11 protein-coding genes are annotated in these 12,129 nt (G+C 45.6%); 4 read left to right on the forward strand and 7 right to left on the reverse strand.

The window, feature by feature from the left end; all coding sequences use genetic code 11:
* The first annotated feature begins 201 nt into the window (after positions 1–201).
* Positions 202–753, forward strand: coding sequence for a gamma-glutamylcyclotransferase family protein (locus J4N42_RS11160; protein WP_252027995.1), 552 nt, complete (start codon positions 202–204; stop codon positions 751–753).
* Between the two features lie 5 nt (positions 754–758).
* Here the strand turns inward: J4N42_RS11160 and J4N42_RS11165 are convergent, their stop codons facing one another.
* The gene (locus J4N42_RS11165) at positions 759–1,091 is read right to left on the reverse strand and encodes a tRNA-binding protein (RefSeq protein ID WP_252027996.1); all 333 of its coding nucleotides are present in this window, start codon (positions 1,089–1,091) and stop codon (positions 759–761) included.
* Positions 1,092–1,259: 168 nt separating this feature from the next.
* On the opposite strand from J4N42_RS11165, the gene J4N42_RS11170 reads away from it, so the two are divergent.
* A complete protein-coding gene (locus J4N42_RS11170; protein WP_252027997.1) occupies positions 1,260–2,258 on the forward strand; it encodes a substrate-binding domain-containing protein in 999 nt (332 codons plus the stop codon).
* A gap of 66 nt (positions 2,259–2,324) precedes the next feature.
* On the opposite strand, the gene J4N42_RS11175 is transcribed toward J4N42_RS11170, so the two are convergent.
* Together J4N42_RS11175 and J4N42_RS11180 are read right to left on the reverse strand one after the other, a co-directional pair.
* Positions 2,325–3,713 carry an MFS transporter gene (locus J4N42_RS11175; protein ID WP_252027998.1) on the reverse strand — a complete coding sequence of 463 codons (1,389 nt, stop codon included), beginning with the start codon at positions 3,711–3,713 and terminating at the stop codon, positions 2,325–2,327.
* Between the two features lie 71 nt (positions 3,714–3,784).
* The gene (locus tag J4N42_RS11180; protein WP_252027999.1) at positions 3,785–4,855 is read right to left on the reverse strand and encodes a cellulase family glycosylhydrolase; all 1,071 of its coding nucleotides are present in this window, start codon (positions 4,853–4,855) and stop codon (positions 3,785–3,787) included.
* 215 nt (positions 4,856–5,070) lie between these two features.
* Here J4N42_RS11180 and J4N42_RS11185 point away from each other — a divergent pair, with 215 nt between their 5' ends.
* Positions 5,071–6,087 (forward strand): LacI family DNA-binding transcriptional regulator, encoded by a 1,017-nt coding sequence (locus tag J4N42_RS11185; protein ID WP_353505328.1) that lies wholly within the window; start codon positions 5,071–5,073, stop codon positions 6,085–6,087.
* A gap of 81 nt (positions 6,088–6,168) precedes the next feature.
* Here the strand turns inward: J4N42_RS11185 and galM are convergent, their stop codons facing one another.
* From galM to galE, 4 genes are all read right to left on the reverse strand, one after another.
* The gene (galM, locus tag J4N42_RS11190; protein ID WP_252028001.1) at positions 6,169–7,233 is read right to left on the reverse strand and encodes a galactose-1-epimerase; all 1,065 of its coding nucleotides are present in this window, start codon (positions 7,231–7,233) and stop codon (positions 6,169–6,171) included.
* 9 nt (positions 7,234–7,242) lie between these two features.
* A complete protein-coding gene (galK, locus tag J4N42_RS11195) occupies positions 7,243–8,403 on the reverse strand; it encodes a galactokinase (RefSeq protein WP_252028002.1) in 1,161 nt (386 codons plus the stop codon).
* A 102-nt stretch (positions 8,404–8,505) separates the two neighbouring features.
* Positions 8,506–9,558, reverse strand: coding sequence for a UDP-glucose--hexose-1-phosphate uridylyltransferase (locus tag J4N42_RS11200; protein WP_252028003.1), 1,053 nt, complete (start codon positions 9,556–9,558; stop codon positions 8,506–8,508).
* Between the two features lie 55 nt (positions 9,559–9,613).
* Positions 9,614–10,636, reverse strand: coding sequence for a UDP-glucose 4-epimerase GalE (gene galE, locus J4N42_RS11205; protein WP_252030832.1), 1,023 nt, complete (start codon positions 10,634–10,636; stop codon positions 9,614–9,616).
* Positions 10,637–11,009: 373 nt separating this feature from the next.
* Between galE and ebgR the strand changes: the two genes are divergently transcribed.
* Entirely contained in the window at positions 11,010–11,993 is a 984-nt protein-coding gene (gene ebgR / locus J4N42_RS11210) for a transcriptional regulator EbgR (protein WP_252028004.1), read from the forward strand.
* Positions 11,994–12,129: the final 136 nt, after the last annotated feature.

The following is a 12,129-nucleotide window of genomic DNA, read 5'->3' on the forward strand; positions in this document are numbered from 1 at the left end:
TCGTCATAACACGCTTAACATTGCATTTTTCATTCCACATATTTAGTCATTTATTATCAATAACTTGAGAATCGCATAGTGTCTATATGACACGAAAAAGCCAGGTCATATAGACACGAAAGGGATAATTTATTACAGAAACGTCGTAGCTGTAGAGCCGAAGAAGTGATAGCGTAAAGTTTCAGCAGCAAGGAGGTAGTAATGTATATTTTCGGCTACGGCAGTCTTATGAACTCTGCATCAAGGAAACTGACAGGTCAAACAGGGCGAACTTATCCCGTCGTTGCGCATGGCCTAATTCGGTATTGGGGAAAGATCGACGACAGTTACATCCTTTCTCCTTTGGTTGTTAATAAAGGCGAAGGTCAGGTTAATGGCGTCTTACTTGAGATCGACGAAACTGCTCTGCTTGATTTCGATCGTCGTGAACGAGGTTATCATAGAATCCAAATCTCTGCCGATCAAATCGACTCGGACTTCGAGTTAGCCTCAGATGCCGTCATTTGGGTGTATGTCAAAGATCAGCCAGAACCACCATGCTCACTGAGTCCAATCATGCAAAGCTATGTTGATACCGTACTTGCGGGTTGTTTAGAAGTGTCGGAAAGTTTTGCCAAGCATTTCGTCGACCATACCATCGGCTGGCACTTCCCAATGGAAAACGATAGAGAACAGCCTAAATACGGTAATTTAGCTGGCGTAGAAGCAGCGCACCATAGCCAAATCGATGCGCTGATTGCGTCTGTTCGATAGGCGAGTTAAACGATACGAACCCCTGCTGACATCGCACGCTCCGGTGTCAGCAATACACTTTCCGATTCATCATCCGTTTCCGCGCAAAGCAGCATACACTCAGACGTCTCACCACGCATTTTCGCTTTCGCAAGGTTACACAACACAACCACCTGCTTACCCATCAACTCTTCTTCTGTGTAGTACGGCACTAAGCTAGTCACAGTTTGTAAGCTCTTTTCGCCAACATCAATCTGTACAATGTACAGCTTGTCTGCATTATCGTGACGCTTCACTTCCGTGATTTTTCCCACTCTGATTTCAAGTTTTGCAAAATCTCCGTACGCAATAGTTTCCATCAAACTCACCTTTAGTAAAATTTAGTAAAAGACAACGTTTACACTATCAAGATTCTCAACAATGACAAGTGGTAAAGATCGCATTTAATGAAGTAAAAGCATCCACTGATTGCGTTATTTACATTGCCAGTGTTTAATGCAGGTATTACAAAGTGGAAAGGTTCAACCATGGCAACAATCAAGGATGTAGCAAAAGAAGCCGGTGTTTCTATCGCTACGGTTTCTCGAGTCATTAATAAATCACCAAAAGCGAGCAAGTCCTCAATTGAGTCTGTCACTCAAGCGATGAACAAGCTCGGCTATCGACCAAATGCAGCGGCCAAAGCCCTCGTTAGTCAAAGTACTAATACAGTGGGTGTATTAGTCGGTGATGTCTCTGACCCTTTCTTTGGCACTTTAGTTAAAGCAGTAGATACCGTTGCCCACCAACACAATAAACACATACTGGTCGGAAACGGTTACCACAACGCAGAAGAAGAACGACGTGCCATAGAGCTATTGATCAATAACCGCTGCGACGCGTTAGTTGTGCACGCCAAGGCACTATCCGACGAAGAGCTGATTGGCTACGCTAAAGAAGTCAAAGGCCTTGTCCTGATCAATCGTCATATTCCTCAGTTAGCCGATCGATGCATCTCGCTCGACAACAAAAAAGGCGCATACCTAGCCACTGAGTATTTGATTCGCCACGGTCATACAAAGATCGCCTGCATTGCGTCTAGCCACTCCATTGAAGATGCAGAAGAGCGAGTAGAAGGTTACTTAGCCGCACTTAACGATCACGATATCAAACTACCCAAAAGCTATATCGAATACAGTGAGCCAAACAGCGACGGCGGTGAAGTAGCCATGACTAACCTGCTATCAAAGTCGTTAGAGTTAAGCGCCATCGTTGCTTACAACGATTACATGGCTGCTGGAGCATTATCGGTTCTCGATGAAAACGGTATCCAAGTACCCAACCAAATGTCGATGCTGGGGTTCGATGATGGCTTGATCGCCCGATATGTTCACCCTCGCCTGACCACAATTCGTTATCCAATTGAAATGATGGCTGAACGTGCAGCGCAGCTGGCATTGAAATTAGCTAAGTCGGAGCCGAGTGAAGAGCAAGCGATCATCTTTAGCCCAACCCTAGTGCGTCGTAATTCGGTCGAAAAATGCTAAATACACCGATACCCAAGTAAAAAAGCCCCAGCTATTAAGCTGGGGCTTTCTCTTACCATTAAAGACTTAACTTAACGCTTGTCGCGTGTTGCTCTCATCAACTTCCACACCTTCAGCAAATTCACCTCTTTGAAGCTTCTCACGTAAAATTGCGTGCTGATCTTCAGTAAATGTGTATCGAGACATAATAAAGATTCTAATCAATGCCCCAAGAGCAGGCAGTAGCGCGACGCAGAAAAACATTCCATCTAATGCGGTAGTAGACTGTTCTGAGTTAGGTACATAGCCAATCATTGTTAGAATTACCCCCGTTAAACCACCCGCAACCGCGACCGATAGTTTGCCGGTAAATGTCTGACCAGAGAAAGTGATCGCTGCTGTACGTCTGCCGCTATGGTAGTACGAATACTCAACGGTATCCGCAATCATTGCTGAGATCAGTGGGTTAGTCATCATAAAGATGCCGGTAATCACGGCTAACCAAGTCATCACCAAAGTTGGGTTATCGTAACCAGTAAAGTAGAAGCCGACTCGAGCAATAATTTCTAGGACACAAAGTGCAATAAAGATGTCGCGTTTTTTGAAGCGCTTGGTGAGTACTGGGGTGGCCAAACATGCAATCGCGCTTACCAGAGTGATTGTGCCGATTAACGAAACTAACCCCGCGTCTCCCATGTTGTAGGTAAAGAAGAAAATGTACATGCCATTAACTAGGTTAAAGAACACATTCATAAAAAACGCAGCCAGAATAAAAAACAATGGCTTGTTTTTTCTCACAGCTTGAAAGGTCTGTTTAAGTGTTATCTTTTCTCCACCAGCTGTCGAGATACGCTCTTTGGTGTTGTAAAAACCATTGAGCATAAACAACAATCCAACCACCATCAGTATCATTACCGCTGGCAAGTAACCTTGGTCTGCACGGCCATCAGAAAAATAAGCGCTCAGCTTTGGAAAGATGATCAGTGTTGCACCAATACCTGCGTTGACACCTAGCATTGCGCATGTCGCCGCCTTTGCTCGTTCTTGAGGTTCATCCGTCATTACTGATGACATAGACCAGAAAGGTACGTCAGATATGGTATACAACGTTCCCCAAAGTATGTATGTAATGCCCGCGTACATCACCTTGGTCGAAGTATCTGCGTCAATATTGTAGAAAGATGCGATGGTCACTAACACAATCAAAAAAGGCGTAAAGAGCATATATGGACGGAACTTACCAAACCGAGATTCTAACGTATCCATATAACCAGCAATTACAGGGTCATTAACCGCATCCCAAACCCTAGCGATTAAAAAAATTGAGCTGGCTGCGATAGGTGAGATCCCTAGGATATCTGTATAAAAGTAGAGAATAAAAGAGCCGACTAGACCAAAACTAAAGCACTGGCCTACTCCGTAGCCGAAGTAAGACATCAGCTCCTTATTCGATAATTTGTTGCGTAGAGTAGTCATGTTTCACGTCCCAATTGATGATAATTATAGAGAGCTGACCGGCGTGTGTCGCAACGCCGAGTCACAGGCTATTAATCCACTTCTGCGAGTGTTTTGATTAACTGAACTTCACTTTGGTCATATGGCTGCCCTTCTTCATCGAGCAGATCATGAAACCAACGATCTGAATAGTTGGTGTCGTTGTTTTTGATCTCTGGCCATGGAAGGTGGGTTTGAGTTTTTCCTTTAACTAGCCCCCATTGATAACAACCGATCATTTTTTGTTTGAAGATTGGCAACTGTTCGTGCAGGTGAGATTCAGCATGACGCGCAAGCCATTCTGTACACATCATCGGGCGGTTGTATGCTGCAACGACCTCAACTGCTTTGCTAAATAGGTCAAGCGGTAGGTAAGCATGGAAAGTAATAATGTCCGACAGTTCCATAGCTTTACGATCGGTCGGATGTTCAAAAATAGGTAGAGTACGATCGAGAATACTTGGCGCATGCCATGCACCAACCGTGAGTGGCTGAGAAGGATTTTCCTCACGAGCCCATTCAAAAGATTTCTCCATCAATTCATGACTATACGATTCCATGGCTTCATCAAACGGCAATTCACCTGAAGTCGTAAAAATCATTCTGTTGGTTGGCTCGTTATACAAGTCCCAAATAACGATTCGCGAATCGTTTTTATAGGTAGAGATAATGTCTCTGATGTAAGCCTCTACTTCACCCCACTGTGATTTATCCATCACTACATTACGTCCAGGGCTTGCAGCAGCTTGGCTGTTGTGTAATTCAGGAACAGGGGCCTTTTGAGGGCCGAGGTAAGGGTGATCGCCTGAGAAACCACAATCATCCATTGGTGTCATCATTACCTTGATTTGGTGGCGCTTACAGATGCCCAGAAAACGTTCTATCCTCTGATGCAACCCAGCACGATCCACCTGCCATACAATAAAAGGTAGGTTCGTGCGTAACGTGTTGTAGCCCACCTCATTGGCCCAAGCGAGCTCTTGCTCTATGACGTCAGGATCAAATGTTTCTGCCTGCCACATTTCTGTCCAGTTAACAGCAGTACGCGGTAAATAGTTAAATCCACGCAACCATCCCTGTTGTTCCTGCCATTGCCATGCTTCTTGTTCTGACCACTTTTGCATCTTCTCTTACCTTTTGGAGTTAATATATTAACTAATATTATTAGCTAATATATTAAGCATCTTTTTTACGTCTAGTAGGTCAAGAAATAAACGTGGGAGATATCACAGCTTTCAATGCGGCTATGGCAAATACTGTGATCAAGAAAGGTTATAGATGATCTCTAGGTGATCTTTAGCTAATATCTTTAGCTATCAAATCTAATCGTTCTAAAAAGATGGCTAAGAAAGTAACCATGAGCGATATCGCCGCATCTGCGGGGGTGTCACAATCAACCGTATCCTTGGTATTAAACGGTTCAACATCGGTAAAAATCGCTGAAGCAACCCAACAAAAAGTGCTCGACACAGCCGAATCTCTTGGCTACAAAAATAAAAAAGTGGCTCATGCTTTGGGGCGCCCGAAAAAGGTGGCCTTGGTCCTTAATGGACTAACGAGCTATGACCCATTTCTTGATGCCGTCAACGCCGCTCGAGAAGAAGCTTGGGCGAACGATTTCATATTAGTTTCATTCAGTTACAGTCACGATGAAGTTCTAGCGAGTAAGATAGAATCAGAAATAAACAGTGGAGATTACGCTGGGCTTATTTATGCGTCGAGTATGACGCGTGAACTCGAAGTACAAAGGGTTACTACTGAGCTGCCTACTGTACTGCTCAACTGCACCAGCCAAACTCATACCGATACACCTTCTGTACTACCTGCAGATATGATAGGTGCATACAAAGCGGTATCGCACTTAACCAACCAAGGGTATCGTCGTATTGCGATTCTTTCTGGAGAAAGCTGGATGTTGGCAAGCCAACAGCGGGTTGAGGGGTACCGTCAAGCGTTGATTGATGCTGATATTATTCCAAGTCCAAGTTACGTGCTTGAAGCTAACTGGTCACTCAAAGAGGCATATGAACAAACGTTAACTTTGCTCTCAGCGAAGCAACCACCTCAAGCAATTTTTTGTTGTAGTGATTACATGGCTATGGGCTGTTATCAAGCTATTGCTGAGTTCGGACTAAAAATTCCCCAAGACATTGCCGTCGTAGGCTACGATAATCAGCAAATCGCCTCAGAGAGCTTCCCTGCTCTGACATCCGTTGAGCTACCCTATTCAGACATGGGTAAGCGCGCAATTGAATTCTTAATGGCACAGATTGAAAAACAGCCTTTGCTTTCGAAGAGACATAAAGTCGAAGGCGAGTTAGTTGTACGTCATTCATCAATAAAAAAGGCGAGCTAAAAAGCTCGCCAAAAGGCCGTTAAAAAACGAAGTAACTAGCTAATTCTCCCCCTAGCCAGTCAGTTCTAGCCTACAAAACCCTTAAAATTCAAATTTGTACGCAGTGCTATGATGATAGCGCTGCCCAGCTGGTAACACGCCACTGCTTTGCCCCCATTCAGGGTGATTAGGCCCATCTGGGTAATATTGCGTTTCAAGCGCGACGCCATCGTAACGCTGATACTCTTTGCTCTTACCTTGGGTACCAAACAAAAAGTTTCCTGAGTAAAATTGAACGGCAGGTTTGGTAGTCATCACTTTCATCACCACATCTTCTTGTGGCGCAATCAGCACCGCGGCAACCTTCTTACCGTCAGTGAATTCTGAGTTGAAGATAAAAGCATGATCGTATCCGCCCGCAGTTTCTTGGTCAGCTTCCGACAGAAACTCTTGGCCAATAAGCTTAGGTTGCGTGAAGTCAAAGCTGGTACCGGCAACTGGCTTTTGCTCGCCCGTTGGAATAAGGCCTGAGTCAGTCGGTAGATAATGCTCGGCACTAAGTTGCAAGCTGTGGGTGAGCGCTGTCGCGCCACTTCCTTCCCCCGCTAAGTTGAAATAAGCGTGGTTAGTCAAGTTCACTGGAGTTGCTTGATCCGCTTCTGCTTCATAAGCGATGTGCAATGTGTTGTCGTCGGTTAATGTATATGTCACCTTCACGTCTAGGTGACCAGGGTAACCTTGGTCACCATCTGGAGAGTGGAGCATAAACACAGCTTGCTGAGGCGAATGCTCTACGATGGTCCAGCGGCGCTTATCAAACCCCTCTAGCCCACCATGCAGTGAGTTTTCACCGTTGTTGATGCCTACTTGGTAGTGACTATCGGCAATCGTAAATTTGCCAGCAGCAATTCGATTCGCATAACGGCCCACAATAGAGCCAAAGTAGGCTCCCTGCTGCATGTGTTCTGCCATATCTGGAGAACGCAGTAATACCTCACGCGATTCTCCGTTAATAGGCAGCGTGGTACTCAACCACGTTGCCCCAATATCCATAAACGATGCGGTCATGCCATTGGCATTTGTCAGGTGTACTAACTTAGCGACTTGGCCATCAAACGATGGCGTTGCCGCCATCGATTGTTGTAACTGCTCTAGAGTTGAATGCATGCTTCGTCCTTACAGTGCTTCGACTAGGCCAGCACCGTCTTTGGCTTGGCACACATAAATCGATTCTTTAAGGCCCGTCGCAGCCTGATATTTCGCTTCCACTGCAGACTTCACTTCGTCGACCAAAGCCGGTGGTACTAGTGCAACAATACAGCCACCAAATCCACCACCAGTCATGCGCACCCCTCCTTGATCGCCAATGACTTCTTTCACCATCTCAACCAAGGTATCAATTTCTTTTACTGTGATTTCAAAATCGTCGCGCATCGAAGCATGAGACTCCGCCATCAGTTCGCCCATTCGCTTCATATCGTGATTACGCAACGCTTGTGCCGCTTCTACCGTACGGTCATTTTCCGTGATCACGTGGCGAGCTCGCTTAGCCACTAACTCATCCAGTTCGCTCACTTTTGCGTTGAACTGCTCAATCGATACATCACGCAGAGCCTTCACACCGAAAATACGCGCCGCCTCTTCACATTGTTCACGGCGAGTGTTGTATTCACTGTCAACGAGGCCACGCTTCTTATTTGAGTTGATGATCACCACTGCCATATCTTCTGGCATTGAAACCGCTTGAGTTTCGAGACTTCGGCAGTCGAGTAGCATAGCGTGATTCGCTCGACCTTCTGCAGAGATCATTTGATCCATAATGCCGCAGTTACAACCCACAAACTCATTTTCCGCTTGTTGGCCGTTTAGCGCGATTTCAGCTTGAGAAATTTCTAAGTTGTACAGCACCTTAAAGGTTTGACCGATCACCACTTCCAACGCAGCCGATGAGCTTAAACCCGCGCCTTGTGGAACATTACCCGTCACCGCAATATCGGCACCAGTAAACTCATAACCACGCGCAAGCAAGCACTTAACGACACCACGCATGTAGTTCGCCCACATTTTGTCTTGCTGGAAGGTGATTTCTTCTGTGATATCGAACTCATCCAACGCATCACCGTAATCGACCGAAACTAAACGCACTCGATTGTCATCGCGCTTTGCCGCCGCAACCACTGTTTGATAGTTAATCGCACATGGCAGTACAAAACCGTCGTTGTAGTCGGTATGTTCACCAATCAAGTTGACTCGACCCGGCGCTTGAATAATGTGGCTTGGTGCATAGCCCAATACGTTTTCAAAAGACGCTTTCACATTTTGGATTAGTTCAGACATAGTTAAATCTCGGCTTAGAATTTTTAGTGAGGTTTCGCATCTAACTTGGCGTGGCGGAACCTTGAATCAATGATTGCAAACAGGCGCACTGCGCCCATTCAGTTACTGTTCTTTGTAGTGAATATCGCTTAAATCACGTAGGCGCTGCGCGGCTTGCTCTGCGGTTAAATCACGCTGAGTTTCAGCCAGCATTTCGTATCCCACCATGAATTTACGTACTGACGCACTTCGCAGTAGAGGCGGATAAAACACAGCATGTAACTGCCAGTGATCGACATTGGTGCCTTGCTCAAAGAACGGCGCGTAATGCCAACCCATGCAGTATGGGAAAGAACATTGGAATAAGTTGTCGTATCGACTGGTCAGCTTCTTCAGCGCTACTGCTAAGTCGTCACGTTGTTCTTCCGTCAGCTCACTCATGCGACGAATGTGCGTTTTAGGTAGCAGCATGGTTTCAAATGGCCATGCCGCCCAATAAGGAACAACGGCAATCCAATGTTCGGTTTCAACGACTGTACGCGAGCCATCTTTCATTTCTGCTTCAACGTAATCCACCAGCATTGGGCGGCCATGCTCGTCAAAGTAGGCTTCCTGGTTACGATCTTTACGCTCGATCTCATTTGGCAAGAAGCTGTTTGCCCAGATTTGTCCGTGTGGGTGAGGCTGAGAACAGCCCATAGTTTCACCCTTGTTTTCAAAGGCTTGAACCCAAACGTAATCTTTACCTAACTCTTCAATTTGTTCATTCCATGTGTCGACCACACCGCGAATGGCGGGCACCGATAGTTCTGGCAACGTCTTGCTGTGATCGGGAGAAAAACAAATCACTCGGCTTAAACCACGAGCGCCTTGAGTTTGGAACAGTGGATTGTTGGATTCTGGAGCATCAGGAGACTCAGGCATCAATGCTGCAAAGTCGTTTCCAAATACGTAGGTTCCTTGATAATCCGGATTCACATCCCCAGAAATTCGCTCGTTGGTCGGGCAAAGAAAACATTTTTCTTCATAGCTTGGCAGTTGCTCGTAGCTTGGCTTTTCATCCGCCCCACTCCAAGGACGTTTCGCTCGGTGCGGTGAAACCAACAGCCACTCACCAGTCAACGGGTTATAGCGGCGATGAGGGTGATCTACAGGGTTAAACTCAATATTCGACATCTTAATTACTCAACTTTAAAAATTCTTTCTTTGCGACTTCAATGCTCAACAGGCGCTATGACTTTAGGGAATATCCGTTCGGATTATTCGATTGCCACTTCCAAGTGTCAGCCGTCATTTGCTCGACAGTGCGAGTCGCTTTCCAGCCAAGTTCTTGCTGGGCTTTTTCTGTACTAGCCCAGCATTCCGCAATGTCACCAGGACGGCGTGGACAAATTTCATAAGGCACTGGAGCACCACAGGCTTTGCCAAACGCATCCACCATTTCCAAAACACTTGAGCCTTTACCTGTACCCAAGTTATAGATGTGTAATCCCGATTTTTCACCGACTGCTTTTAGTGCAGCGATATGACCGTCGGCTAAATCCATCACATGGATATAGTCACGAACGCCAGTGCCGTCTGGAGTCGGGTAATCGTTTCCAAATACAGCTAAGGATTCACGACGACCAACGGCCACTTGAGCAATAAATGGCATTAGGTTGTTTGGGATCCCTTGTGGGTCTTCCCCCATCGAGCCTGAAGGGTGGGCGCCAACAGGATTGAAGTAACGCAGTAGCGTAATGCTCCAATCATTTTCAGCATTGAACAAATCACTTAGGCACTCTTCCACCATGTACTTGCTACGCCCGTAAGGGTTGGTTGTCGCTCCTGTCGGTGAATCTTCCGTAATTGGCACCACCTCAGGGTCGCCATAAACAGTCGCAGAAGAACTGAAAACGATGCTTTTTACACCGGCTTTGCGCATACTGCGCGCCAGTACAAGTGAACCATTTACATTGTTGTCGTAGTACTCAAGAGGTTTCGCGACGGACTCGCCGACCGCTTTCAAGCCAGCGAAATGGATAACAGCTTGGATATCGTGTTGTGCGAATACTGAATCAAGGAAGGCTTCGTCACGAATATCCCCTTGATGAAACGCTGGTTGTTTGCCAGTAAGCACTTCAATTCGGCTAAGCACTTCCACATTAGCATTACACAAATTATCAACGATGATCGGTTCCATACCCGCTTCAATCATTTGTACACATGTGTGGCTACCGATGTAACCCATACCGCCTGTCACCAGAACTTTCACTTCAGCTTCTCCTGCTAGCGTTATCGACATTAACTGCGCCGTGATGGCGAGAATTAATGCCTGACGTATCAAATTGACTAAAAGTCTAGCAGCCAACTTAGGCACTTTGCTGTGATCAAATTCGCATTGTGTAAACGTTTCCACAAAATTCCATAATGCGCCACATGAGAGGTGCCGTTGAATAGCGGTCACGATCAAACCATAACTGCTATAAAAATCAGCAAGTTAATATTGATTTATCAAAGCGAGACAAAAACCACTATTGTTTCGAAAATTTTTAGTAAAAAATTAGTGCATCGTTTATTGCTTTTATTACAATAGACAACAGATACCTTTATTCTCTTGACGAGAGCGACGCCAACTGGAAGTGAACATGGCAACTCTAAAAGACATAGCAACAGAAGCCGGTGTTTCATTAGCCACGGTTTCCCGAGTACTCAATGACGATCCCACTCTGAGCGTAAAAGAAGACACTAAACGCCGAATTTTGGAGATCGCTGAAAAGCTGGAATACAAAACCAGCAGCTCGAAAAAGTCCATTTTAAGTAAAAAGCAGAACCATCACTTTCTTGCACTCTACAACCATAAGCAAGAAGCTGAAGTTAACGACCCGTATTACCTGTCGATTCGACACGGCATCGAAACTCAATGTGATAAGTTGGGAATTGAACTGACCAACTGCTACGACAACCACATCGAGATCGAAAACCACAAAATCACCGGCATTTTACTGGTTGGTCGCTGCACCCCAGCAGCACTTAAACAAGCGCAAAAACTCACAGACAATATCTGTAATGTGGATTTCCAATCTCCCGAGTTGCCTTACGACTCGGTTGATATTGACTTGACTCGAATCAGCAAAGAAATCGTCGACTTCTTTGTAAATCAAGGCTATTCAAGGCTTGGTTTTATTGGCGGTGAAGACGCACCGAACACCCCCGACATTCGTGAAATGGCATTTTCTGAGTACGGCCAACTTAAAGGTGTGGTGTCACCTAACGATATCTACCGAGGCGACTTCTCGAGTTCATCGGGTTACGACCTAACCAAAGAAATGTTGAGCAAGCCGGATTTCCCGAATGCGCTGTTTATAGCGTCGGACTCTATTGCCATTGGCGTGCTGCGTGCCATTCATGAGCATGGCTTGAATATCCCAGACGACATCTCTTTGATTAGCGTAAACGACATCCCAACAGCCAAGTTTACTTTCCCTTCTCTATCAACAGTGCGCATTCACTCAGAGATGATGGGGATTCAAGGAGTAAACCTTTTAGTAGAAAAAGTTCGTGATGGTCGAGCGCTGCCACTGCAAGTCTACGTACCAAGCAAACTTAAGCTACGCGGCACCACCAAATAAGCTCACTCTCTGCAAACATTAAAAATAAAGCGCTGATTTATCAGCGCTTTATTTTTATCTCTCAATTTTACCCAACATTTTTTGTGCTATTTGCCACAAGTTCCCGCTAATTCCTCATTTAATCTAGGTGCTTTTA

The sequence above is a fragment of the Vibrio sp. SCSIO 43135 genome, from assembly GCF_023716665.1.
In the GTDB taxonomy this organism is placed as follows: domain Bacteria; phylum Pseudomonadota; class Gammaproteobacteria; order Enterobacterales; family Vibrionaceae; genus Vibrio; species Vibrio paucivorans.

What these genes read in the sequence shown, in the direction of transcription:
- J4N42_RS11175 (WP_252027998.1), bottom strand. Translation starts at nt 3,713, where the DNA reads ATGACTACTCTACGCAACAAATTATCGAATAAGGAGCTGATGTCTTAC.
- J4N42_RS11200 (WP_252028003.1), bottom strand. Translation starts at nt 9,558, where the DNA reads ATGTCGAATATTGAGTTTAACCCTGTAGATCACCCTCATCGCCGCTAT.
- J4N42_RS11165 (WP_252027996.1), bottom strand. Translation starts at nt 1,091, where the DNA reads ATGGAAACTATTGCGTACGGAGATTTTGCAAAACTTGAAATCAGAGTG.
- J4N42_RS11180 (WP_252027999.1), bottom strand. Translation starts at nt 4,855, where the DNA reads ATGCAAAAGTGGTCAGAACAAGAAGCATGGCAATGGCAGGAACAACAG.
- J4N42_RS11185 (WP_353505328.1), top strand. Translation starts at nt 5,071, where the DNA reads ATGGCTAAGAAAGTAACCATGAGCGATATCGCCGCATCTGCGGGGGTG.
- galM (WP_252028001.1), bottom strand. Translation starts at nt 7,233, where the DNA reads ATGCATTCAACTCTAGAGCAGTTACAACAATCGATGGCGGCAACGCCA.
- galK (WP_252028002.1), bottom strand. Translation starts at nt 8,403, where the DNA reads ATGTCTGAACTAATCCAAAATGTGAAAGCGTCTTTTGAAAACGTATTG.
- ebgR (WP_252028004.1), top strand. Translation starts at nt 11,010, where the DNA reads ATGGCAACTCTAAAAGACATAGCAACAGAAGCCGGTGTTTCATTAGCC.
- J4N42_RS11160 (WP_252027995.1), top strand. Translation starts at nt 202, where the DNA reads ATGTATATTTTCGGCTACGGCAGTCTTATGAACTCTGCATCAAGGAAA.
- J4N42_RS11170 (WP_252027997.1), top strand. Translation starts at nt 1,260, where the DNA reads ATGGCAACAATCAAGGATGTAGCAAAAGAAGCCGGTGTTTCTATCGCT.